The sequence below is a fragment of the Pseudomonas sp. BF-RE-22 genome, from assembly GCF_019956155.1.
GTDB lineage: Bacteria > Pseudomonadota > Gammaproteobacteria > Pseudomonadales > Pseudomonadaceae > Aquipseudomonas > Aquipseudomonas migulae.
Window position 1 is genome coordinate 20,672 of sequence record NZ_JAHBDD010000037.1, and the last position, 24,721, is coordinate 45,392.

General features: G+C 58.9%; 22 protein-coding genes. 7 read left to right on the forward strand and 15 right to left on the reverse strand.

Features of this window, described 5'->3' with window-relative positions:
* Nucleotides 1-6: 6 nt before the first annotated feature.
* From lspA to murJ, 4 genes are all read right to left on the reverse strand, one after another.
* Nucleotides 7-519 carry a signal peptidase II gene (gene lspA / locus KGA82_RS18730; RefSeq protein WP_008028819.1) on the reverse strand — a complete coding sequence of 171 codons (513 nt, stop codon included), beginning with the start codon at nt 517-519 and terminating at the stop codon, nt 7-9.
* Nucleotides 512-3,343 carry an isoleucine--tRNA ligase gene (gene ileS / locus KGA82_RS18735; RefSeq protein WP_008028820.1) on the reverse strand — a complete coding sequence of 944 codons (2,832 nt, stop codon included), beginning with the start codon at nt 3,341-3,343 and terminating at the stop codon, nt 512-514. The genes lspA and ileS overlap by 8 nt, the downstream gene beginning before the upstream one ends.
* On the reverse strand, nt 3,344-4,294 hold the full coding sequence (ribF, locus tag KGA82_RS18740; RefSeq protein ID WP_008028822.1) for a bifunctional riboflavin kinase/FAD synthetase: 951 nt from the start codon (nt 4,292-4,294) through the stop codon (nt 3,344-3,346).
* A gap of 129 nt (nt 4,295-4,423) precedes the next feature.
* Complete coding sequence (gene murJ / locus KGA82_RS18745) at nt 4,424-5,962, reverse strand: murein biosynthesis integral membrane protein MurJ (protein ID WP_223451768.1); 1,539 nt, start codon at nt 5,960-5,962, stop codon at nt 4,424-4,426.
* A gap of 252 nt (nt 5,963-6,214) precedes the next feature.
* Between murJ and rpsT the strand changes: the two genes are divergently transcribed.
* Nucleotides 6,215-6,490, forward strand: a complete 276-nt coding sequence (gene rpsT, locus KGA82_RS18750; RefSeq protein ID WP_008028826.1) for a 30S ribosomal protein S20 — start codon at nt 6,215-6,217, stop codon at nt 6,488-6,490.
* 125 nt (nt 6,491-6,615) lie between these two features.
* Here rpsT and KGA82_RS18755 read toward each other — a convergent pair whose 3' ends face one another.
* From KGA82_RS18755 to rplU, 6 genes are all read right to left on the reverse strand, one after another.
* Nucleotides 6,616-8,724, reverse strand: coding sequence for a toxin-antitoxin system YwqK family antitoxin (locus KGA82_RS18755; RefSeq protein ID WP_223451769.1), 2,109 nt, complete (start codon nt 8,722-8,724; stop codon nt 6,616-6,618).
* Nucleotides 8,725-8,735: 11 nt separating this feature from the next.
* Nucleotides 8,736-9,191 (reverse strand): CreA family protein, encoded by a 456-nt coding sequence (locus KGA82_RS18760; RefSeq protein ID WP_192228005.1) that lies wholly within the window; start codon nt 9,189-9,191, stop codon nt 8,736-8,738.
* A gap of 12 nt (nt 9,192-9,203) precedes the next feature.
* Nucleotides 9,204-10,322, reverse strand: a complete 1,119-nt coding sequence (gene proB, locus KGA82_RS18765; RefSeq protein ID WP_017340857.1) for a glutamate 5-kinase — start codon at nt 10,320-10,322, stop codon at nt 9,204-9,206.
* A 137-nt stretch (nt 10,323-10,459) separates the two neighbouring features.
* A complete protein-coding gene (gene cgtA, locus KGA82_RS18770) occupies nt 10,460-11,683 on the reverse strand; it encodes an Obg family GTPase CgtA (RefSeq protein WP_008037904.1) in 1,224 nt (407 codons plus the stop codon).
* A gap of 193 nt (nt 11,684-11,876) precedes the next feature.
* Nucleotides 11,877-12,152, reverse strand: coding sequence for a 50S ribosomal protein L27 (gene rpmA, locus KGA82_RS18775; protein WP_003215862.1), 276 nt, complete (start codon nt 12,150-12,152; stop codon nt 11,877-11,879).
* Nucleotides 12,153-12,186: 34 nt separating this feature from the next.
* Nucleotides 12,187-12,501: a 50S ribosomal protein L21 gene (rplU, locus tag KGA82_RS18780; protein WP_003176051.1), complete on the reverse strand. Its 315-nt coding sequence runs from the start codon at nt 12,499-12,501 to the stop codon at nt 12,187-12,189.
* A 240-nt stretch (nt 12,502-12,741) separates the two neighbouring features.
* On the opposite strand from rplU, the gene KGA82_RS18785 reads away from it, so the two are divergent.
* The 3 genes from KGA82_RS18785 to KGA82_RS18795 all read left to right on the forward strand — a co-directional run bounded on the left by KGA82_RS18785 (nt 12,742) and on the right by KGA82_RS18795 (nt 14,679).
* A complete protein-coding gene (locus KGA82_RS18785) occupies nt 12,742-13,710 on the forward strand; it encodes a polyprenyl synthetase family protein (RefSeq protein ID WP_008028837.1) in 969 nt (322 codons plus the stop codon).
* Between the two features lie 163 nt (nt 13,711-13,873).
* A complete protein-coding gene (locus KGA82_RS18790) occupies nt 13,874-14,215 on the forward strand; it encodes a zinc ribbon domain-containing protein YjdM (protein WP_008028840.1) in 342 nt (113 codons plus the stop codon).
* Nucleotides 14,216-14,421: 206 nt separating this feature from the next.
* Nucleotides 14,422-14,679, forward strand: a complete 258-nt coding sequence (locus KGA82_RS18795) for a hypothetical protein (RefSeq protein ID WP_008028843.1) — start codon at nt 14,422-14,424, stop codon at nt 14,677-14,679.
* Between the two features lie 113 nt (nt 14,680-14,792).
* On the opposite strand, the gene KGA82_RS18800 is transcribed toward KGA82_RS18795, so the two are convergent.
* From KGA82_RS18800 to KGA82_RS18810, 3 genes are all read right to left on the reverse strand, one after another.
* Nucleotides 14,793-15,410 carry an FKBP-type peptidyl-prolyl cis-trans isomerase gene (locus tag KGA82_RS18800; protein WP_008028844.1) on the reverse strand — a complete coding sequence of 206 codons (618 nt, stop codon included), beginning with the start codon at nt 15,408-15,410 and terminating at the stop codon, nt 14,793-14,795.
* A gap of 122 nt (nt 15,411-15,532) precedes the next feature.
* The gene (locus KGA82_RS18805) at nt 15,533-15,844 is read right to left on the reverse strand and encodes a DUF6482 family protein (RefSeq protein WP_223451770.1); all 312 of its coding nucleotides are present in this window, start codon (nt 15,842-15,844) and stop codon (nt 15,533-15,535) included.
* A 226-nt stretch (nt 15,845-16,070) separates the two neighbouring features.
* On the reverse strand, nt 16,071-16,559 hold the full coding sequence (locus tag KGA82_RS18810; RefSeq protein ID WP_008037914.1) for a TIGR00645 family protein: 489 nt from the start codon (nt 16,557-16,559) through the stop codon (nt 16,071-16,073).
* A 159-nt stretch (nt 16,560-16,718) separates the two neighbouring features.
* Between KGA82_RS18810 and KGA82_RS18815 the strand changes: the two genes are divergently transcribed.
* Entirely contained in the window at nt 16,719-18,548 is a 1,830-nt protein-coding gene (locus KGA82_RS18815; protein WP_223451772.1) for a hypothetical protein, read from the forward strand.
* Between the two features lie 5 nt (nt 18,549-18,553).
* Here KGA82_RS18815 and KGA82_RS18820 read toward each other — a convergent pair whose 3' ends face one another.
* Both KGA82_RS18820 and KGA82_RS18825 read right to left on the reverse strand, forming a co-directional pair.
* The gene (locus KGA82_RS18820; protein ID WP_008028851.1) at nt 18,554-18,895 is read right to left on the reverse strand and encodes a hypothetical protein; all 342 of its coding nucleotides are present in this window, start codon (nt 18,893-18,895) and stop codon (nt 18,554-18,556) included.
* 296 nt (nt 18,896-19,191) lie between these two features.
* Nucleotides 19,192-21,630: a Lon protease family protein gene (locus tag KGA82_RS18825; RefSeq protein ID WP_192228007.1), complete on the reverse strand. Its 2,439-nt coding sequence runs from the start codon at nt 21,628-21,630 to the stop codon at nt 19,192-19,194.
* Nucleotides 21,631-22,047: 417 nt separating this feature from the next.
* Here KGA82_RS18825 and KGA82_RS18830 point away from each other — a divergent pair, with 417 nt between their 5' ends.
* Both KGA82_RS18830 and KGA82_RS18835 read left to right on the forward strand, forming a co-directional pair.
* Entirely contained in the window at nt 22,048-22,536 is a 489-nt protein-coding gene (locus KGA82_RS18830) for a DUF3015 domain-containing protein (protein ID WP_008028855.1), read from the forward strand.
* A 229-nt stretch (nt 22,537-22,765) separates the two neighbouring features.
* A complete protein-coding gene (locus tag KGA82_RS18835) occupies nt 22,766-24,619 on the forward strand; it encodes a DUF4105 domain-containing protein (protein WP_223451774.1) in 1,854 nt (617 codons plus the stop codon).
* Nucleotides 24,620-24,721: the final 102 nt, after the last annotated feature.

The window sequence follows — 24,721 nt, forward strand, 5'->3', positions numbered from 1 at the left end:
ACCTGTTCAGTCATGAACTGCTTCTCCCGTCTTCTTTGATTTGAACATGTCCAGCGCCAGCATCACCGCACCCACAGTAATTGCACTGTCGGCGAAGTTGAACGCCGGGAAGTACCAGCGGTTCTGCCAATGCACCAGGATGAAATCGATCACATGGCCCAAGGCTATGCGGTCGTACAGATTGCCCAGCGCACCACCCAGGACCAGCGCCAATGCGATGGCCAGCCAGGTTTCGTTGCGCCCCAGACGCTTGAGCCACACCACCAGCACCGCACTGACCACGACCGCGATCAGGGCGAACAACCAGCGCTGCCAGCCCGAGCTGTCGGCCAGGAAGCTGAACGCCGCGCCTGTGTTGTAGGCCAGGGTCCAGCTGAAGTAATCGGGGATCACCACGATCTGCTGGTACATCTCAAGCTTGCCTTCGAAGTAGAACTTGCTGGCCTGGTCGATGACCAGGACCAGCAAACTCAACCAGAGCCAGCCCAGCCGTCCGAAACGGCCAATGGCGTTAGGCATAGTGACGAACCTCGCCAGTGCCGCTGATGTTATCGACGCAACGACCGCAGATTTCCGGATGTTCCGGGTTCACGCCGACGTCTTCACGGCAGTGCCAGCAACGGGCGCACTTGGCGAAGGCCGACTTGACGATTTTCAGCTTCAGGCCGCTGACTTCGGTGACCACTGCATCGGCCGGAGCCTGTACGAACGGCGCAACGCTGGCGGTCGAGGTGATCAGTACGAAGCGCAGTTCGTTGCTCAGCTTGGCCAGGTCGGCGCTCAGGGCGTCTTCGGCGAACAGCGTCACTTCGGCCTGCAGGTTGCCACCGACGGCTTTGGCCGCGCGCTGGATTTCCATTTCTTTGTTCACAGCGACCTTCACCGCCATGATCCGCTCCCAGTAGGCGCGGCCCAGTTCGACGTTTTCCGGCAGCTCGGTCAGGCCTTCGTACCAGGTGTTGAGCATCACCGACTCGTTACGCTCGCCCGGCAGGTATTCCCACAGTTCGTCGGCGGTGAACGCGAGGATCGGCGCGATCCAGCGCACCAGCGCTTCGGAGATGTGGTACAGCGCGGTTTGCGCCGAACGGCGGGCCTTGCTGTTGGCGCCAGTGGTGTACTGGCGGTCCTTGATGATGTCGAGGTAGAAACCGCCCAGCTCCTGCACGCAGAAGTTGTGGATCTTGGAGTAGACGTTCCAGAAGCGGTATTCGCCGTAGTGCTCTTGCAGTTCGCGTTGCAGCAGCAAGGTGCGATCCACGGCCCAACGGTCCAGCGCGAGCATTTCTTCGGCCGGCAGGATGTCGGTGGCCGGGTTGAAACCGGTCAGGTTGGAGAGCAGGAAGCGCGCGGTGTTACGGATACGCCGGTAGGCGTCCGCACTGCGTTGCAGGATCTGCTCGGAAACCGCCATTTCACCCGAATAGTCGGTGGATGCGACCCACAGACGCATGATGTCGGCGCCCAGGGTGTCGTTGACTTTTTGCGGCGCGATCACGTTGCCCAGCGACTTGGACATCTTGCGGCCGGACTCGTCGACGGTGAAGCCGTGGGTCAGCAGCTCGCGGTATGGCGCGTGGTCGTCGATGGCGCAACCGGTCAGCAGCGACGAATGGAACCAGCCACGGTGTTGGTCCGAGCCTTCCAGGTACAGGTCGGCGCGTGGACCGGTTTCGTGGCCCATCGGGTGCGAACCGCGCAGGACGTGCCAGTGCGTGGTGCCCGAATCGAACCAGACGTCCAGGGTGTCGCTGATCTTGTCGTACTGCGGCGCTTCGTCACCGAGCAGCTCGGCAGCGTCCATCTTGAACCAGGCTTCGATGCCTTCGACTTCAACGCGCTTGGCGACTTCTTCCATCAGCTCGGCGGTACGTGGGTGCAGCTCGCCGCTTTCCTTGTTCAGGAAGAACGGGATCGGCACGCCCCAGTTGCGCTGACGGGAGATGCACCAGTCCGGACGGTTGGCGATCATCGAGTGCAGGCGCGCCTGGCCCCAGGCCGGAACGAACTGAGTCTCTTCGATGGCTTTAAGAGCGCGCTTGCGCAGGGTGTCGCCACTGACAGGCTCTTTGTCCATGCCGATGAACCACTGCGCGGTGGCGCGGTAGATCAGCGGGGTCTTGTGACGCCAGCAGTGCATGTAGCTGTGTTCGATGATGGTGGTGTGCAGCAGCGCACCGACTTCGGTCAGCTTGTCGACGATGGCCGGGTTGGCTTTCCAGATGAACTGGCCGCCAAAGAACTCCAGCGAAGTCGCGTATACGCCGTTGCTTTGTACCGGGTTGAGGATGTCGTCGTTGACCATGCCGTATTTCTTGCAGGTCACGAAGTCGTCCACGCCGTAGGCCGGAGCGGAGTGAACCACACCGGTGCCAGCGCCCAGTTCAACGTAGTCGGCCAGGTAAACCGGCGACAGACGGTCGTAGAACGGGTGACGGAAGTTGATCAGTTCCAGTTCTTTACCGGTGGTGGTCGCGATGACCGAACCTTCCAGGCTGTAACGGACCAGGCAGGATTCAACCAGCTCTTCAGCCAGCACCAGCAACTTGTCGCCGACGTCGACCAGGGCGTAGTTGAATTCCGGGTGAACGTTCAGCGCCTGGTTGGCCGGGATGGTCCACGGGGTGGTGGTCCAGATCACGATCGAAGCAGGTTTGCCCAGCGACGGCAGACCGAAAGCGGCAGCCAGCTTGGCTTCATCGGCAATCGGGAACGCCACGTCGATGGTCGAGGACTTTTTGTTCTCGTACTCGACTTCCGCTTCAGCCAGGGCCGAACCGCAGTCGAAGCACCAGTTCACAGGCTTCAGGCCCTTGAACACAAAACCGCCCTTGACGATTTCGGCGAGTGCGCGGATTTCACCGGCCTCGTTCTTGAAGTCCATGGTCTTGTACGGGTTGGCGAAGTCGCCCAACACGCCCAGACGGATGAATTCGGATTTCTGGCCTTCGATCTGCTCGGTGGCGTAGGCACGGCACAGTTCGCGGGTCTTGTCCGCGCCCAGGTTTTTGCCGTGGGTCACTTCGACTTTGTGCTCGATCGGCAGACCGTGGCAGTCCCAGCCCGGAACATAAGGCGCATCGAAACCCGACAGGGTTTTCGAGCGGATGATCATGTCCTTGAGGATCTTGTTCAGCGCATGACCGATGTGAATCGTGCCGTTGGCGTACGGAGGACCGTCGTGCAGAACGAACTTCGGACGATCCTTGCCAATCTCGCGCAACTTTCCGTACAGGCCAATACTGTCCCAGCGCTGCAGAATCTGCGGTTCGCGCTGTGGCAGGCCGGCCTTCATTGGGAAGGCGGTGTCCGGAAGGTTTAGCGTGGCTTTATAGTCGGTCATTTATGGCTCTTCATTAGCGATTGGCGCTAGGTGCGACAGGGCACGGGCGGCGGCGACATCCGCATTGATCGCCGTCTTAAGCGCCTCCAGAGAGGCGAAACGCTGCTCTTCACGCAGCTTGTGGTGGAAAACCACCGTCAAACGCCGGTCATACAGATCGCCGGCAAAATCTAAAAGATGTACTTCGAGGTGGGCTTTGCCATCCCCTTGGACCGTGGGGCGCACGCCGATATTGGCGACGCCTGGACAGGTCTTGCCGTCGATGTCGACGTTGACCAGGTAAACCCCGGTGAGCGGCACGCGACGGCGCTTGAGTTGAATGTTGGCGGTTGGCGTACCCAACTGGCGCGCCAGTTTCTGGCCATGCAGGACTCGCCCGGTAATCTGGAACGGCCGACCGAGCAGGCGCTCTGCCAAGGCAAAATCGGCAGCGGCCAGGGCATTTCGCACCTGGGTGCTGCTGACGCGAATGCCGTCCAGCTCAACGGTTTGCGCCGCTTCGACGGTGAAGCCCTGCATGACGCCGGCCTGTTGCAGGAAATCGAAATCCCCTACCCGGTCACAGCCGAAGCGGAAGTCGTCACCGACCTCAAGATGCTGCACGCCGAGACCGTCCACCAGAATGGTATCAACGAATTCGCTGGCGCTGAGCTTGCTCAGGCGCTGGTTGAAGGCCAGGCACAGGACCCGGTCGACGCCTTCGTCAGCCAGCAGCTGCAGTTTGTCGCGCAGACGCGCCAGGCGGGCCGGCGCTGTCTCCGGGGCGAAAAACTCCCGTGGCTGCGGCTCGAAAATCACCACGCAGCTGGGCACGCCCAACTCGAGCGCTCGCTCACGCAGCCTCGCCAGGATAGCCTGGTGGCCACGGTGAACACCGTCAAAGTTGCCAATAGTGGCGACACAGCCCCGATGCTGGGGGCGCAGGTTGTGGAGGCCTCGAACCAGCTGCATAACGCGCTTCTTGCTCATAAAGTGGTCGATTATAACCACACCCGGCGGCCGACGACAGGCAACACCGTAACCCAAAGTGATCGAACCGACAAAACCGCCGGCCCGCCCGTGTTTATCGAGGCAAAAGCCTCAGTTCAGCGCCTTGCGATTGAAGTCGCGCAAACGGAAGCCCATCAACAGCAACATGCCGAAATACGAGACCACACCAGCCCCTACCAGAGCGCCCAGACGCAGGAATCGCTCAAGCATGTGGCCCTGATCCCAGGCCGGCATGAAATGCATCCCGGCCAGCAACACCGCGGACATCACCGTGACCGCTACCACCAGTTTGGCACCGAACTTCGCCCAGCCCGGCTGCGGCTGATACATCTGCTGTTTGCGCAGCTGATAGAACAGCAGCCCGGCGTTAAGGCAGGCACCGGCGCTGATCGCCAGAGCCAGACCGGCATGGGCCAGCGGCCCGATCAGCACCAGGTTGAACAACTGGGTAACCACCAGGGTGAAAATTGCGATTTTCACCGGCGTGCGAATGTTTTGTTGCGCATAAAAGCCCGGCGCCAGCACTTTGATCACGATAATCCCAAGCAACCCGACCGAATACGCAATGAGCGCGCGCTGAGTCATGGACGCATCGAAGGCGTTGAACTGGCCGTATTGAAACAGTGAGACCGTCAGCGGCTCAGCGAGAATCCCCAACGCCAGCGAGCACGGCAGCACCAGCACAAAGCACAGGCGCAGCCCCCAATCGAGAATCCGCGAATACTCTGCGCGATCCTTGCTGGCGTAGGTCTTGGCCAGGGTCGGCAACAGGATCGTGCCCAACGCCACGCCCAGCACGCCGGACGGCAATTCCATCAGGCGGTCGGCGTAATACATCCACGACACCGAACCGGCGACCAGGAACGAGGCAAAAATGGTGTTGATGATCAGCGAAATCTGGCTCACCGAAACGCCGAGAATCGCCGGCAGCATCTGTTTCATGACCCGCCACACGCCACTGTCACGCAGGTTCAGGCGTGGCAGCACCAGCATGCCGATCTTTTTCAGGTGCGGCAGCTGATAGAGCAACTGCGCCAGACCACCCGCCAGCACCGCCCAACCCAGCGCCATGACCGGCGGATCGAAATACGGTGTCAGGAACACCGCAAAGATGATCATGCTGACGTTGAGCAAGGTCGGCACGAAGGCCGGCACCGAGAAGCGGTTATAGGTGTTGAGGATCGCCCCGGCCAATGAAGACAGGGAGATCAGCAATATATAAGGGAATGTCACCCGCAACAGGCTGGAGGTCAGCTCGAATTTTTCCGGGGTATCGGTGAAACCGGGCGCGGTCACCCAGATGACCCACGGTGCAGCGAGCATGCCCAACACAGTGACCACTGCCAGCGCCAGAGTCAGCAGTCCGGAGACGTAGGCAATAAAGGTTCGTGTCGCCTCTTCGCCTTGCTGACTTTTATATTCAGCGAGAATCGGCACAAACGCCTGGGAAAACGCCCCTTCGGCGAAGATCCGGCGCAGCAGATTGGGCAGTTTGAAGGCGATAAAGAAGGCGTCGGTGGCCATTCCCGCACCAAAAATACGCGCAATGAGGGTGTCACGGACGAACCCCAGAATCCGGGAAAGCATCGTGATAGAGCTGACGGCGGCCAACGATTTGAGCAGATTCATTGAAAGAGTTTGTGCCTGTCGATAAACAGCAGGCGAACAAAGCGCCCACTTATGCGATACTCCGCGCCGCAGCAGCACAGAGCCAAAGCTCGCGAGTTTACAGGTCAAGCGCCGGAAATAAATATCCCGCCTCTTTATACCTACCACTTAGCGGAACGTCTCAACCGCCCTTGACAAGACATCAACTCATCGGCATGATTCGCGGCCTATTTTGTTTGCTATTTCCTAAAAAGTCTTTCGAGGAGCTCGACGGTGGCCAACACACCTTCCGCCAAAAAACGTGCAAAACAGGCTGAGAAGCGTCGCAGCCACAACGCCAGCCTGCGTTCCATGGTTCGTACCTACATCAAGAATGTAGTTAAAGCCATCGACGCAAAAGACGCTGAAAAAGCTCAAGCTGCTTACGTTCTGGCCGTGCCAGTTATCGACCGTATGGCCGATAAAGGCATCATCCACAAGAACAAGGCTGCTCGCCATAAGAGCCGCCTGAATGGCCACGTCAAGGCTCTGAACCTTGCTGCTGCCTAAGTAACACGCTTGTTAAAAAACCGACCTCAGGGTCGGTTTTTTATTGCCTGCGATTTGACCTTGTCACTCAACCCAAACCCACACCGGGAGCACATCCACCACGGGATGCACTCTCCGGACAAAGGCTACTCACCGAAATTGAACACCACCGGCTTCGGCGGAGGACAACCTTCTGGCGGCGGAAAATTCTGAACACCCGCCTCGTCGTAACCGGTATAGCAACCGACCAGCTTGTCATCCTTGAAGTTGAATCGCCGCTTGATCACACCCGTCTGGTAATAGCAGACCATTTCTCCCTCACGCCTGGCATACGAATAATCCTTGTACTCTCGCCCCTCGACCGTGATCAGACGAAAGCCCTGTTTTGCCTCCGAACACTCCAACTGTCCATTGGAGTAGTAACTGTTGCGAGTCACATGATCATCAGGCCCCAGCAACACTTCGCGAACTTTTCGGCCATCCTGGACATGCCGGACACTTTGCTCATTGCCGAACAGATACTCGGCCTCAAAGTCGAACTGGCCGTTATTAAAGCCACCTCGCTGCTTGCCGCAGAGCTTGATACGGGTGTACTTCCCGTCCGCCACATGGCAATAGTTTTTATCCTCGACCAACACTCCAGCCTCATCAAATGACTGAAGATTGCCAATTGGCTCGCCCGCTTCGTAGGTAGCCACCCGATCGGGCCTCCCATTGGGATGAAAGTCTCGAAAAGCACCGTCTATCGAACCGTTACGCCAGGAGATATCCGAGCGCAACACAGCACCGTCCTCACTGTAAGTCAGCGCACGCCCCTCAATCTGGCCATTGGCATAGTTGGCCGAATAGGTAAGCTTGCCATTGGCGGCATAGGTTTCTTTGAGCCCATCAAGAACGTCGGCACGATAATGCTCGACGAGGCGCAACACGCCTGCCGCATCAACTTCCCGCAACTCTCCCTGCTTCTTGCCGGCGACGAAATTGACAGTCTGCACACGCCCATCCTGAACGTTCAACTTCCAGGTGCCTTCGCGAACGCCCCACAGGTAACTGCCCTCGCCACTCCTGGTAATCCAGTAACCATGCTGCTGACTCTTTACGAAATCGCCGCGCTGGACGATCTCACCATGGCTCATACGCTCGGTAGGACCGTCGAACTCACCGTGCTTGTAGGTATCAAACCCCGACAGCTCGCCCTCCCCCGATTGCGCACGAATGACCCAGCGTCCCTCATAAAAGTCATCGACGATCATGCCTTCTGAAACGGTATCTTCATCCTGAACAATCCAGCGCCCCTGACGCAGCCCGTCCACGTAGGCGCCGCTAGACTCACCCGACACTTCGAAGATGACCCAATTGCCCGACTGCTTACCCTGAACAAATGCACCACGCGCCAGTAGTCTGCCCTCACTCAACAACACCGACACACCGTCTTCCGATCCTCGATACTGCTTCGGATCAGTTTCCCAGGCCACTCTGCTAACCCTATAGGCAGAGCCGACATCGTCCTCCGAAGGATAGACACGCTCATAAGTGACCGTCAGCCAATGCCCGTCACGATTCTCGAAAGTCTTCTTATAGGTGTCACGATGACCATCCTCCGGTCCATGCACCGCAGAAGCCGGGACGCCATCAACGCCAAAATACCCCACCAGCGTTCCGCCAGCAGGATCGAGCGCATCGAATTCGACAATGCCGGTTTTCACCATGGGCCGACCGTAGTCGTAAGGTGGCAACTTAACGAGCTCGCGCTGGACGAGGGCGGCATTGAGGGTTTTATGACCACTGGCAATTCGATCCAGAACCGACTGCAGGGTTTCGAGTCGGCGGTATCGGCCCGCCTGCGGGGAGAACCGGTAACCACGAAGCGCATATCGCCCCGAAGCCCGGGAAAGCACGATCAGCGTCTCAATGTCGCTGTCGAGGCTGGCATAGAACACCGACTCAATACTCGCATCACCGAAGTTATCCAGTAATTGTGGCGCCTCATCAGGCGACTCGCACAGACAGGTATAACCTTTCACCCCGCCCGCCTCACGGAGAAAGGCCAACGTCGCACCACTGTCCTGAGAGCCCTTTATCACTGGATGCGCCAGCGACTTTCCAACATAAAATGGCTCCGCCAATACCGAGCCGGACACCGAACAGCACAGCACAAACCACAGCAAAAACGACCGCATACGAATCCCTTCGCGCCTGAAGCACTTCAATTCCACCGAACAAAAAAATGGCGAGCCGAACGGCTCGCCAGTCAATCAACCATCCATTAACGCCACGGCAATATCGGAATCGCCGTCACCGCATTCTGCGGACTGCCTTCGATCAAGCGATCGCTGTACACCAGATACACCAGCGTATTGCGCTTCTTGTCGAGGAAACGCACCACCTGCATGGTCTTGAAGACTAGCGAAGTACGCTCCTTGAACACTTCTTCGCCATCCTTCAACTCCCCCTTGAAGTTGATCGGACCAACCTGACGGCACGCAATGGACGCTTCCGCTCGATCTTCAGCCAGACCCAAGCCACCCTTCACACCGCCCGTCTTGGCCCGGGACAGGTAGCACGTCACCCCTTCGACCTTCGGATCATCAAATGCCTCAACGACGATGCGGTCGTTCGGGCCGACGAACTTGAACACCGTCGACACCTGGCCGATTTCCTCAGCCGAAGCCAGCAGCGGCATTGCCAACAGCAAGCCCAACAACCCTTTTGCCACGCGCATTCAAATATTCCTTCAGACCAGGATCAGGTTATCGCGGTGAACCAGTTCCGGCTCCGCCATGTAACCCAACAGACCGACAATCGCCTCAGACGACTGACCGATGATTTTTTGTGCTTCCAGCGCGCTGTAGTTGGCCAGGCCACGGGCGATTTCACGACCGTCCGGCGCCACGCACACCACCATTTCACCGCGACGGAAACTGCCCTGAACCAGTTTGACACCCACCGGCAGCAGACTTTTATTGCCTTGAGACAAGGCCGTCACCGCACCGGCATCCAGCACCAGCGTGCCGCGAGTTTGCAGATGCCCGGCCAGCCATTGCTTGCGCGCCGCCAGCATGCCACGCTCCGGCGACAGCAAGGTGCCGATGCGCTCGCCGGCCTTCAGGCGATCCAGCACACGCTCAAGGCGCCCACCGACGATGATGGTGTGCGCACCGGAACGGGCCGCCAAGCGCGCCGCACGCAACTTGGTCTGCATGCCGCCACGACCCAACGCACCACCGGTACCGCCCGCCACTGCATCCAGCGCCGGATCATCAGCGCGCGCTTCGTAAATCAGCTTGGCATCGGGATTGTTGCGCGGATCGGCGTCGAACATGCCGTCGCGATCCGTCAGGATCACCAGCAAATCAGCCTCGACCAGGTTGGCCACCAGCGCCGCAAGCGTATCGTTGTCGCCGAAACGGATTTCGTCGGTGACCACGGTGTCGTTTTCGTTGATCACCGGGATCACTTTCAACTCGACCAAGGCACGCAAGGTGCTGCGGGCATTCAAGTAGCGCTTGCGGTCGGACAGATCGTCATGAGTCAGAAGAATCTGCGCAGTGTGCCGGCCATGCTCGGCAAAGCTCGACTCCCACGCCTGAACCAGACCCATCTGACCGATGGCGGCAGCAGCCTGCAATTCGTGCATCGCACTGGGTCGCACGGTCCAGCCCAGACGGCTCATGCCCGCCGCTACCGCCCCGGAGGACACCAGCACCAGCTCGACGCCCGCCTCATGCAAGGCCACCATCTGTTCAACCCAGACACCCATTGCCGCGCGATCCAGGCCCTTGCCGTCCGCCGTCAGCAACGCGCTGCCGATTTTCACGACCCAACGCTGCGCACCTGTCACCTTGCTCCGCATCATCTTCAACCTTAGCTTGAGGGCAGCGCGACCCAGCGCTGCCCGTGACGTTAATCGTGGCTATTTGTTACCAACAATCGATTTCCAGATACTAAAACGCCGCTCCAGGGAGCGGCGTTCAAGTTTATCGCAACAGATCAGTCGCGCACGTAAATGATTTCCGGACCGTCTTCATCATCTACATCTTCTTCGTCCCAATCATCGTCACCGATGTCATGGACCGACTTCACGCCACTGCGACGCAGGGCACGCTGGTCATCCAGGGCCTGCAACTGAGCGCGCGCTTCGTCTTCGATGCGCTGATCGAGCTCGGCCAGCTCTTCCTTGTAGGCCGGATCGTTCGCCAGACGGTCAGCACGATCTTCCATGTAACGCATGATGTCGTGGCAAAGACGCTCGGTACCGAGCTTGGAGATGGCGGAGATCACGTAAACCGGACCGGTCCACTCCAGGCGATCAACGATTTCCTTGACGCGAGCATCGTGCTCTTCCTCAAGGATCTGGTCGCACTTGTTCAGTACCAGCCAGCGATCACGCTCAGCCAGGGACGGGCTGAACTTGGTCAGCTCGCTGACGATCACTTCGGCCGCATCCGGGGCGCTGGTGTCATCCAGTGGCGCCATGTCCACGAGGTGCAGCAGCAAACGGGTACGCGACAAGTGCTTGAGGAAGCGAATCCCCAGGCCAGCGCCGTCGGAAGCACCTTCGATCAGGCCCGGAATGTCCGCGACCACGAAGCTTTTCCAGCGATCAACGCTGACCACACCCAGGTTCGGCACCAGCGTGGTGAACGGGTAGTCGGCGACTTTCGGCTTGGCGGCCGATACCGAACGGATAAAGGTACTTTTGCCAGCATTTGGCAAACCCAGCAGACCAACGTCCGCCAACACCTTCATTTCCAGCTTCAGGTCACGCGCTTCACCCGGTTTACCCGGAGTGGTCTGACGCGGAGCACGGTTGGTACTGGATTTGAAACGGGTGTTACCCAGACCGTGCCAGCCGCCATGGGCCACCAGCAGCTTTTGACCGGCCTTGGTCAGGTCGCCGATCACTTCCTGAGTGGCAGCGTCGATGACTGTGGTGCCGACCGGCACACGCAGTACCAACTCTTCACCTTTCTTGCCGGTGCAGTCGGTGCTGCCGCCGTTGGAACCGCGCTCGGCATCGAAGTGCCGGGTGTAACGGTAGTCCACCAGGGTGTTGAGGTTTTCGTCGGCGATCATGTAGACCGAGCCGCCATCACCACCGTCGCCGCCGTTCGGGCCGCCGTTTTCGATGAATTTCTCGCGACGGAAGCTCATGCAACCGTTGCCGCCGTCACCGGCCTTTACTCGAATCGATACTTCATCAACAAACTTCATAACAAAACGCCTCTCGCCATACGGACGAGCCGAAAAAATCCAGACATAAGACTCTTGCAAAAATGAGCGCAGCGACCTCAATCAACGACCGCAAATCCAGCGCTGGAGCTCATTACAAACAGCTTTGCAAGAGACTCACCCCACAAACGAAAAAGCCCCGTCGCGAGACAGGGCTTTTCCAGCATCTACGTAATTATGCCGCGACGACTTCAGTCTTCGGGACAATGCTCACGTAACGGCGGTTGAAAGCGCCTTTTACTTCAAACTTGATCACGCCGTCGATTTTAGCGAACAGAGTGTGATCTTTACCCATGCCAACACCGTAACCGGCGTGGAATTGGGTGCCGCGCTGACGCACGATGATGTTGCCCGGAATGATAACCTGGCCGCCATACATCTTCACGCCAAGGCGTTTGGCTTCTGAGTCGCGACCGTTACGGGTACTACCACCAGCTTTTTTGTGTGCCATGAGTCAATTCTCCTAGTGAGGAATTAGGCTGAAATTAAGCCTGAATACCGGTGATTTTGATCTCGGTGTACCACTGGCGGTGGCCCATACGCTTCATGTGGTGCTTACGACGACGGAACTTGATGATGCGGACTTTATCGTGACGACCTTGGGAGATCACTTCAGCCACAACGGTAGCGCCAGCAACAACTGGAGCGCCGATGTTCACGTCATCGCCATTGGCGACCAACAGAACGCGATCAAAAGTAACGGATTCGCCGGTAGCGATTTCCAGTTTTTCGATCTTCAGGTATTCACCTGGGGCGACCTTGTATTGCTTGCCACCAGTAACAATTACTGCGTACGACATGGTATTTCTCCGATAATCCTGCTCACCCAGCTCTTTATAAGAAGAGGTATTGGCTGGCATGGCTGCATATGGCTGGAAGGCCAGTTTGCAATTGCGTAAGGCAGGTGCTGCCCAGGAAGTTCAGGGTGCGCGATTGTACGCAAGCTACCGTGGCGTTGCAAGAGGCCGTCCATCGCGCCTTGACACCCGCCGACGTGGGTCCTAGCATGCCGCGCAACCCTTCTGGAGCGACTGTCGCTGATGCAACCCCAAGCTTTCTACCGCGCGGTGGCGGACGATTTTAGCGCCGTCGACGGCATCATCAAGAAGCAGCTGACTTCCCGAGTGCCGCTGGTATCGAAAATCGGCGATTACATTACCTCGGCCGGTGGTAAACGCCTGCGTCCTTTATTAGTGCTGCTGTGTGGCAAGGCCCTTGGCCGCGAAGGCGACGACCTGCGTCTGCTGGCAGCGACCATCGAGTTCCTGCACACCGCCACCCTGCTGCACGACGACGTGGTCGACATGTCCGGCATGCGCCGCGGCCGTTCGACCGCCAACGCCATGTGGGGCAACGCACCAAGCGTGTTGGTAGGCGACTTCCTGTACTCGCGCTCCTTCGAAATGATGGTCGAACTGGGCTCCATGCCGGTGATGAAGATCCTTTCGCAAGCCACGCGCATCATCGCCGAAGGCGAAGTGTTGCAGCTGTCGAAGGTTCGTGACGCGAGCACCACCGAAGAAACCTACATGGAAGTCATCCGCGGCAAGACCGCGATGCTTTTCGAGGCTTCGACCCACAGCGCCGCCGCCCTCTGCGAAGCCACGCCGGAACAGGCTGAAGCCCTGCGCACGTTTGGCGATCACCTGGGCGTAGCCTTCCAGCTGGTCGACGACCTGCTGGACTACAAAGGTGACGCAGAGACCCTGGGCAAGAACGTCGGTGACGATCTGGCCGAAGGCAAGCCGACCCTGCCGCTGATCTACACCATGCGCGAAGGCACGCCGGAACAGGCTGCCCTGGTGCGCAAGGCGATCCAGAAAGGTGGCATCGAGGACCTGGAAAGCATTCGCGAGGCCGTTGATGCTTCCGGTTCGCTTGAGTACACCGCGCAACTGGCCCGCGACTACGTGGCCCGTGCGATCAAATGCCTCGACGCGCTGCCCGCCAGCGAATACCGCGATGCATTGGTCGAGCTGAGTGAATTCGCGGTCGCCCGCACTCACTGATCTGCTTTTCGTAGGAGCCGGCTTGCTGGCGATTGCATCACCGCGGTGCTTCTGGAGCACCGCGGCGACTGGATCGCCAGCAAGCCGGCTCCTACAGACCCCCTCCCGGCTAAAACCCTATATAATGTGCGCTTTTTAGCGATCCTGAATCCAAGGAGCTTTAGTGAGCACGTTGCCACCCTGCCCGAAATGCAATTCCGAATACACCTATGAAGACGGCGCGCAGCTGATCTGCCCGGAGTGCGCCCACGAATGGTCCGCCAGCGGCGAAGCCGAAGCGGCGTCCGATGACGCCGTGAAAAAGGATTCGGTGGGCAATGTCCTGCAAGACGGCGACACCATCACCGTGATCAAGGACCTCAAGGTCAAAGGCACATCGCTGGTGGTCAAGGTCGGCACCAAGGTCAAGAACATCCGCTTGTGCGATGGCGATCACGACATCGACTGCAAGATCGACGGCATCGGCCCGATGAAGCTCAAATCCGAGTTCGTCAGAAAAGTCTGAACCTGCTGTATTCCATCCCGCGCCCGGCGTGGGATGGTGCTTCGTCCTCCCCCGCTTCGCCCCGTATTTCCTCGCAATAGCCAAACGCCAGCCGCTTTGACCTTACGCAATCTTTACCCGGAAAAAATCACAAACCGCCAATAGGCCCTTGCTATTTGATGAATAAGAATTATTCTCATTGAAACCAATCAATGGAGATGAGACCCATGACTTATTTGATCGATGCCTGGCTGGACCGCCCACACCCCTACCTCAGGATCCTGCATCGGGAAACCGGGGAAGTCTGTGCGGTGCTTGAAGAAGAAGCCTTGAACGAGCTGCAGGATCAGGGTGACCTGGACGTCAACGGCTTGAGTTCCAGCGAGCCGGTGGTGCTCAAGGAACTGGTGCGCAATCTGTTTCTGTTCTGCTACGCCCGGGCATTGCGCCCGTCGCATGAACTGCATCACAAGCTAGAAATATGAGAAACCCCAAACCGTGTAGGAGCCGGCTTGCTGGCGATGGCATCACCGCGGTGCAACTGAAACACCGAGGCGCATGGATCGCCAGCAAGCCGGCTCCTACAAGGTAGTCAGGCTTACAGAACGTCGAGCAGCTCGACGTCGAAGACCAGTACGCTGTGCGGCGGAATGCTGCCAACGCCTTGAGCGCCGTAAGCCAGTTCGCTCGGCACGTACAGACGCCATTTGCTGCCAGCGTTCATCAGTTGCAGGGCTTCGGTCCAGCCAGCGATCACGCCGCCTACCGGGAATTCTGCAGGCTGACCGCGCTCGTAGGAGCTGTCGAACACAGTGCCGTCGATCAGGGTGCCGTGGTAGTGAGTACGCACTTGGTCTTCACGGGTCGGCTTGGCGCCTTCACCGGCGGTCAGCACTTCGAATTGCAGACCGGAAGCCAGGGTGGTGATGCCATCGCGCTTGGCGTTTTCAGCCAGGAATGCCAGGCCTTCGCCAGCAGCCGCTTCAGCCTTGGCAGCTGCTTCGGCTTGCATGATTTCACGGATAACCTTGAAGCTGGCGGACATTTCTTCCTGACCTACACGGCTTTCCTTACCGGCGAAAGCGTCAGTCAGGCCTGCCAGGATTGCGTCCAGGCTAACGCCCGGCGGCGGGTTGTCGCGCAGTTGGTCGCCCAACTGACGGCCAATGCCGTAGCTGACGCGGGTTTCGTCGGTGGACAGATTTACTTCGGACATGACACTGCTCCGCTGTGCGGACGGCCCTGGAACTTGCCGTGCGTGCACAGCGCGTCCCGGAACGCCCGGAACCAAAAGGGCCAGCAGACTAGCACAGATGTCGTTGCGCTGATGAGGGGGTGTCAGTGCTGCCAGGCAGAACCGAAGGCAATCGGCACCTTCAGGCTTTCCCCCGCACTCGCACCCAACCCGCACATTTCATCGTGAACCGATGTATGCACAAGGTTGAATGGCAAGGTGGGAAAGTTATGCAGCACTTCACGCGCATGCTCGACCGAGCGCAGGTGAACCATCACGCCGTGAGCATCACTTAACGGGTAGGCGGCTCCATGCATGCGCGCCTCCAGCAGGTAGATCCCGCCTTCCATGGAGATCAGGTTCAGCTCATCGACTTTCCCTGCGATGGCATAAGCACGTAACTCTACGAAGTTCATGAACGCACCTCACGCAGTGGCGAGCCAGCATTCATACAGGCATAGGCCTCACAGCATCAAAGTACAAGCCATAAACGCCACCGCCCGTCTGTTTCACACCGTTCATGTAGGAGCGTGCGGTGCGGCGATCCGACTTGCCCGCGAAGAGGTCGTGTCAGTCGACATAAGTGTTGTCTGTCACGACGCCTTCGCGGGCAAGCCTCGCTCCTACAGTGCCTGGTGAGGATCAGTGCTTGGTGAGTTTATCCAGATACCCCATGGCAAACGCCGATACCACGAAGGTCATGTGGATGATCACGTACCACTTCAAATGCTCGGGATCGACGTTTTTGGCGTCCATGAAGATCCGCAGCAGGTGAATCGACGAAATCGCCACGATGGACGCCGCGACCTTCATCTTCAATGAAGACGAATCCATGGTGCCCAGCCAGTTGAGCTTTTCCTTGTTGTCATCGATATCCAGCTCGGAAACGAAGTTCTCGTAGCCGGAAATCATCACCATCACCAGCAAACCGCCCACCAGCGCCATGTCGATCAACGACAGCAGCACCAGAATCAGGTCCGACTCGGCCATCGAGAACACGTTAGGGATGACGTGGAAGACTTCCTGGAAGAATTTCAGCGCCAGGGCCAGCAGCCCGAGGGACAGACCGAAGTAGATCGGCGCCAGCAGCCAGCGGGAGGCGTACATTGCATTTTCGATAAAGCGTTCCATTGAATCTCACACGTGGGCTGGAAATGGCCGCGAGTATACCAGCCACCCGTTACAGCCAGAAACACTCGGAAAATCCGCCACCTGCGCGTGTGTGACAAGGTTTTTCTGCTAGTGTCCAAAGCATTGACACCTCTGCGACATCGGACAGGACGACGGGAAATGGATGTGCGATTGCCTTTAATGAGCGCCGGGATTTGTCTGGCCCTGCTGGTGAGCGGCTGTTCACCGGACGATGACAAACGCCAGGTCAGCCTTGAGGAAAAGACCGCGCAATTCGAAACCTCCCTCGACGCAATCCAGGACCCGAAACTCAAGGATGCCGTGGCCGAACTCGGTGGCTCCCTGCTGCTGCTCGAACGTGCGCAACTCAAACTCGACAGCAAACCGGTGGAAACCGAGTACGGCGCAGATGTCCTCGCCGTGCTCAAGCACTACCCCACGCCACAGGCGCTGGTCGACACGTACATTAACGGCCTGTTCGTGCTGCACAAGGATTCCAGCTCCGACTACCTGACCGATCTGCAACCGGTGTTCCCGTTCAACTTCAACATTCCGGCCGAGTTTCTCTTTCCCCACGGCCTGGAATGGCAGTCGGTGACCTTGAGCAACAAACGCGTGATCCCGTTCCAGCCGGAGTGGTCGGAAACCGATCCGGGCATTCAACTGAGCCCGTCGAGCTCCAACCTGACCAGCCCCGACGATCTCACGGTGACTTACCCCTTCATCGACGGCCTGGGCATGGAAATCAAGAACCAGCCGCAGCCCGTCAGCCTGCAAGGCAAGGTCGAAGTCATCGCCCCGCGCAGGCTCTATAGCTTCGAACTGACAAAAAAAGACGTCGGCCAGACTCGCAGCAATGACAACCTGAGCGTCACGCTGCTGAAGCTGACAAACAACTACGCCGAAATCGAGTTCAGCAACAGCGCGCCGCTGGCCCCGGAAGTCAGCGAGATACCCTTCAACCCGTCGGTCGTCCAGGCTAGGGACGCCACCGGGCAATTTCTCTCACGCTCGGGTTCGATCAACCAAACCGCCGCGCAAATTGCCTTCTACCAGAAACAACTGGCGAAAATGCAACAGCAGAAGAGCTGGAGCGAAGCCTTCGAAAGGCAGCTCGATCAAGAACAACGCGCGTTTGAGAAGCAACAAACCAGGCACTACTCCAAGGTGTATTTCAACGGCCCGATCGAAACCCTTGAAGTCAGCCTGTTGGACTTTTCGGCGGCCACAGTCACGCGCAAGGACCTGGACCTGCCGATCCGTCGCTTCGATCAACACACCACGGCAAAGACCATCCAGCCACTGACTTTACCCGTGGTCGTGTACGACGATCAGGCACCGACCTGGCTCAAAGGCGCAACGCTCAGTGAGGAGCAACTGAAGAAGAGCGTCAGCATCCGGCAATCGGTGGACGACCCGAGCGCGGCGCGCATCGAGTTCGATCACACCCGAAGCTTCAACGATGAACTGCTCGGCACGTCCTTCAGCCCTGGCGATAGCCCGGTCAGTTTCTTTACCGAGGACAGCAGCGGTCAACGCGACGAGCCGATCGAACTGCCGCCCGAGGCTTACCAGGTCGATCCCCTGCGCGGCATCATCACTTATGACCTGAACCTGTTCGCGCAAACGCCGGCGTTTGCGGTGGGTTCCATGCCGCTGTTCCTGGCCACCGTCGACAAGCAGACACTTGAAACCGACCGGCTGCCCAAAGGCCTGGAACTGAAAGGCAATGCACTGGTGGTTGATCTGAAGCTGTTCCCCGCCCAGGACTGGCGCTTTTTCGCCAGGGACGACAGCGGCCACTATCTCAAGGAGATTCTTTCGGTCATTCACGATGCAAGTGCGCAGGGCCCGGCGTTATTCAGCGTGCATTACTTCTACGGCCAGCCGGCGCAGCTGGAAACCTACCAGCGAACCGATCTCACCACGGTGCAGTATGGATTCGAGGTCAAACTCGACAAGGCTGATACGTCCAGCCTCGCCCAATAGTCGTCTCAGTGATCGGGGCGGAACTCGAAGCCGCCCATGTTGCGGCAGCGCCCACCATTGATTTCCCGTAGCTGGGCTTGCAGGTGCAGGCACCAGATTTGCGGGTCATCGGCCAGTTCATAGCCATGCAACGTCAGGCTTTCAACGATGGTGTCGAGGATCGATTCAGCCGCGAAGGGCCCAGGAAACGGACCTTGGGCTTTGATGGCTGAGGGTTGTTCGCCAGCCATTCCGGCGGCGAAAAGCAAAGTCCACATGCCCGTATCACCAGCCAATGGCTTGATGGCACATTCGATACGGGTCACAAGGCCCAGGCATTGACGGGTGAGGCAGAGGTTGCGCGACATGGCGGCGACCCTCGGTAGATCCGGTATTCAGCTCCCACGGGAGAACTGTCTCGATCCAGTGATTACTGTCGATGTCCTTGAGCTGAGAATAGAAGAAAAGTCAGACCCGCACGCCAACTGAGACCAGAAGGCGCCGAATGGTCATTGTGTGAATATTGACGTCAGAGTGATGGCACTTGTAGGAGCGAGCGGTGCGGCGATCCGACTTGCCCGCGAAAGCCATGACGCGGTTTGCCGGAATAACCGCGTTATCGTTCTTCGCGGGCAAGCCTCGCTCCTACAGGGACTCCTCTGTGTCAGGCCGGCTTGGCTTCGACCAACGCTTCCTGTGCCGCTTCTTTCTCGGCTTCTTTCAGGTCTTCTTCGCTGATCATTTCCGCGATCACCCGCAAGCGCTCCACCACCCGCGCATTCACGCTGCCTTCTGGGAATTCGCCATTTTCATCCGGCGCACCGGCAGGCTCGCCGACCAACAGGCTCAGCGCTTCGTCAGCCTGGCGCACTGCGTAAACGTGGAATTGCCCTGCGCGCACCGCCGCCAGCACCTTCTCGTCCAACATCAGCGTCGCCACGTTGGCGTGAGGAATGATCGCCCCCTGCTCACCGGTCAGCCCGCGGGCTTCGCAGAGGCGGAAGAAGCCTTCGATCTTCTCGTTGACCCCGCCCACCGCCTGCACTTCGCCGAACTGGTTGATCGAGCCGGTGATTGCAAAGCATTGCTTGAGCGGTGTTTTCGACAACGCCGAAATCAACGTGCATGCCTCACCCAACGACGCACTGTCGCCATCGACATAACCGTAGGATTGCTCCAGGGCGATACTCGCGGAAATCGCCAACGGGAATTCCTGGGCGTAACGGCTGCCCAGATACCCGGTGAGGATCATCACGCCTTTGGAGTGAATCGGCTGGCCGAGGTTGACCTCACGCTCGATGTCGACAATGCCGCTGCCACCCGGGTACACCGTGGCGGAAATCCGCGCCGGGACACCAAACGCCGAATCCCCGACTTCCAGTACCGTCAGCCCGTTGCACTTGCCCACGGCCGCGCCATCGGTGTCGATCAGGATGATCCCGGCCAGCATGTCATCGAGAATCCGCGCCGAAACGCGCCCGGTGCGGGTGGCCTTGGCCTTGAGCGCACGCTCGATGTGCCCGGCGTCGGTCATTTCATCGCTGGCCAGGTGACGAATGAAATCCGCCTCGCTGACCAGTTGGAACAAGTCACCGATCCGCGCCGACAAACGCCCCTGGTGCTCGGCCAGACGCGCGCTGTAGGTCGCCAGACGCGCCACCGCATCGGCGGTCAGCGGTGCCATGCCTTCTTCGGAGGTACGGGTTTTCAGCAACTGGGCGAACTGCTCCAGGCTTTCGTCGACCATCGGGATGTCTTCGTCGAAGTCCACCAGAACGCGGAACATCTCCTGGAAGTCCGGATCGAGGTCTTGCAGCGTGTAATACAACTGCCGGGCACCGATGATGACGACTTTGACCTGCAACGGAATGTGTTGCGGTGTCAGGGTCACGGTGGCCAGACGCCCCAGCTCACCCAGCGGTGATTCCATTTTCAGTTTGCGCGATTGCAGGGCGCGCTTGAGCGCATCCCATACGAACGGCTCGCTGAGCATTTTTTCTGCTTCAAGGATCAGGAAACCGCCATTTGCACGGTGCAACGCGCCGGGACGCAACTGGCGATACGTGGTGTAGAGCGCGCCCTGATCGGTGCTGTATTCGATGCGGCCAAACAGGTTTTCGTAGGTCGGGTGCGGCTCGAACACCACCGGCGCACCGCCGCTGGCCGAGTGACCGACCACCAGGCTCGGCGCGTATTGCTCTTCCAGCATCTTGCGCGCCACCGCATCGACCTTGCTGTCGTCGACCAATTGCTCGACCACGGTTTTCAGCAAGTAAACCTGCATGGCTTGCAGGTAACCGCACACCGCCGCGTTCTCGGCGTATTTTTCCGACAACGGCGACAGCAACGGCTGCAAGGCCAGGGTGATGGTTTCTTCGTTGAGGTGGCGCAGTTGATTGCTCGACTCGCGCTTCCACTGCGGCAGGCTGGCGAGTTCTTCGTTCAGACGCTCTTCCAGACCGGAGATGTCTTCGTGGAAACGCTCGCGATCGGCTTCCGGCAACTGGGCGAATTCAGCTTCATCCAGCGCCTTGCCTTCGCTCATCGGGGTAAACGCGATGTTGCTCGCGTCACGGTATAGCGCGACTTCTTTCTCCAGCGCCAGGCGCTCGATGATGTCCAGCGCCTTGTCGTAGCGCTGGTTGAAGGCGCGGTCGATGGCGCTTTTTTTCTGCTGATAAGACGGATGTTCGAAGACCGCCGGGAAGGTCGCCAGCAGGTTGTCGATCAAAGCGTTGATATCACCGATGAACGCGCCGGCCGTGCCCGATGGCAATTCCAGGGCGCGCGGCTCGCGGGGTTCATCGAAATTGTTGACGTAGACCCAGTCGGCCGGGGTCTGCAGGCGTTTGCCTTCGGCCTTCAGGTAGCGTTTGACGAACGAAAACCGGCCAGTGCCAGGCTCGCCCATGACGAATACGTTGTAACCGGGGCGTGGCATGGCCACACCAAACTGCAAGGCTTCGACCGCACGTTCCTGGCCAAGCACACCGCGGAAGGGCTCCAGATCATTGGTGGTAGAGAAGCTGAACTGTTCAGCGGAAAACGGACGGGTCAGCGCTTCGGGCGCTAGACGCAAGCTGGCAGCAACAGGATCAGGCATCGGGCTTCCTTACATCAGGCGGGGCAGATAGCGGCATTCTGGCGCTGCCCATACCCCACTTGCAAGGCGCGCCTTTCGCCAAAGCATAGCCAAACGGGCATCCCCAGGCGGGCCGGGTCTAAATCAATGTTTTCAACGAATGTTTCGGAAAAAGTAACGGAACCCTTGGAACGTGCCTAAACTCCAAGCTGCGCGGCTGGAACAATAACCGGCCCACTGGCGCCGTAGTGGTCTGTACGAAAACTCGCCGAGCGGCGATCAGGCAAGGCGAAAACAGACGAGGAAGCGGAGTGTGGGGGACCCACATGAGCATTCCGAGTCTATTTTCAACGCAGCCTGATCGTCGCGCAGGCAGTTTTCGTACAGAGCCGGGCCAGAACCCTTGTCCATTGGTACGCACATAAAGAGAACAAAGCTATGAAACGGATTCTTCTCGGTACTCTCTTCACCGCTGTATCCATCAACGCTATGGCACAGGCGCCAGGCGGCCCGGATTGCGGGTGGGGCAACATGCTGTTCGAAGGTCAGCGTGGCACCCCGGCTCACTTCCTGGCATCCACCACCAACGGCACTTCCGGCAACGCAACGTTCGGTATGACCTCTGGTACCAACGGTTGCGCGACTAATGCGTCGCTGACTTATGGCGGCAAATCCTGGTTTGCCATGAATGGCATGATGAACGAGCTGTCCGAAGACATGGCTAAAGGTAACGGCGAAGCGCTGACGACCTACGCCGTGGTACTGGGCGTGGCGCCGGAAGACCGTGCGCATTTCGCGGCTGTGACTCACGAGCACTTCCAGCAGATCTTCAGCAAGGCTGACGTGACTGCAGAAGATGTGCATACCAACACCCTGGCCGTTTTGAAGGCCGATCCTCGTCTGGCCAAGTACGCAACTCAAGCTTAAGCTCGACCCGCCCGCTCCTTTCGGGGAGCGGGTTTTATTTTTTGGACCTGCCCTCTTTCGGCCATACCGTTCAATTGTAGGAGCCGGCTTGCTGGCGATCGCATCAACGCGGTTGTCCAGATACAACGCAGCGCTGCCATCGTCGGAACGCCGCCCGCAGCAAGCCGGCTCCTACAAGGACGGATCTTCCGTACCGGGTCTTTATTTTTTTCGACTTAAGTTGCCCACTATGCTCAAACGCCTTGCCTGGCTGGCGCTCTGTGTCTGCGCCCCGCTGTCCGCCGCGCCTCACATCGACAATCAACGTTTGCAGCAACTGGCCAACGACCCCTTCTGGATTTCCCTGGGGCATTACGAAACCGCCAAGCTCGGTGGCTGGCGCAGCTATGTCAGCGACAGGAAATTCTTTCTGGCGCCCGATGGCAACGAACACCCCGACCGCGAACTCGCGGCCACCGTGCAGGCGCTGTACGCCCCGGCCAGTGCCGGCGAAAAACATGCGCAATGCGTCTACCCGGCGCGTACCCGCTGGCTCAAGGCGCAACTCAACCTGACTGACTTGCCGGCCCTGGGCTGTGCCGAATTCAAGCAATGGTTCAAGGATGTCTCGCCCCACAGCGCGGTGATGATTTTCCCGGCAGCCTACTTGAACAGTCCGTCATCGATGTTCGGCCACACGCTGCTGCGCATCGATCAGGCGGATGTGCAGAGCGACAAGACGTCATTGCTCAGCTACGCCATCAACTTCGGCGCCTACATCGAAGGTTCCGACAACAGCATTCTCTACGCCTGGAAAGGTTTGATGGGCGGCTACCCGGGCCTGTTTGCGCTGGTGCCGTATCAGGAAAAACTCTCGGAATACCGCAGCCTCGAAAACCGTGACCTGTGGGAATACCGGCTGAACCTGACGCAGCAAGAAACCGAGCGCATGGTCGAGCACGTCTGGGAACTCAAGCAGATCCAGTTCGACTATTTCTTCTTCGACGAAAACTGCTCCTATCGCCTGCTGGAACTGCTGCAAGTGGCGCGTCCAAGCCTGCGCCTGACCGAACAATTCCCGCTGACCGCCATCCCCACCGACACGGTCAAAGCGGTGAAAGAAGCCGGCCTGGTGGAGTCCATTCAGTATCGGCCGTCCCGCGAGCGTGAACTGCTGAGCCGCGCCGAACCGTTGAATCCTGAAGAGCAGCAATGGGTGCTGAAAGTCAGCGCCGACCAGAAACAGTTGCAGGAGCCGGCGTTCAAGGCGCAACCGCGCGAACGCCAGGCGCTGATCATCGACGCGGCTTACCGGCTCGAACGCTACCGCGCCAACGGCCAGGAACGCGACCCGCAGCGAGCTCAGCGCAGTTTTGAATTGCTGCGGGCGATCAACCAGAACCCGGCGCCGGAGCTGGACATCCCGCAACCGGGCTTGCCCGAAGATGGCCATGAATCGCGCACCTGGCAGGCCGGCCTCGGCACCCGGGGCGACAAGGCCTTCGGTGAATATGGCCTGCGCATGGCGTATCACGACCTCAACGACAACTCGGAAAGCTTTCCCCTCGGCGCGCAGATCGAAATCCTGCAGATGAAACTGCGCCAGTACGAAGGCAATCAGTGGCAGTTGCAGCAACTGGATCTGGCGACCATTCGCTCCCTGACCCCGCGCAACGAGCTGCTGCAACCGCTGTCGTGGCAGGTCACCGGCGGCCTGGAGCGGGTGCCGGGCAAACATGACGATGAAACCCTCGTCAGCCATGTCAACGGCGGCGGTGGCGGCACGTGGCAACTGGGCGACGACATGCTCGGTTTTGCCTTGGGCACCGTACGCGTCGAACACAATAACGACTTCGCCGGTTTCATCGCCCCCGCGGCGGGTTTCAACAGCGGTGTGCTATGGAAGAACCCGCTGGGCAATTTCAGCCTGGAGGCCAAGGGGGATTTCTTCACCAATGGCGAAGTGCGCCGTAGTTTGAGTCTGAACCAGCAGTGGGAATTGTCGCGCAACCTGGGTCTGCGTCTGAGCGCCCAGCGCGAATTCAGCCATCTGGCCACACCTGAGAATGAAGTGATGCTTGAGCTGAAGTGGTATCACTACTGACCTGTAGGAGCCGGCTTGCTGCGGGCGGCGTTCCGACGATGGCATCACCGCGGTGAATCTGAAAAACCGTGTTGATGCGATCGTCGGAACGCCGCCCGCAGC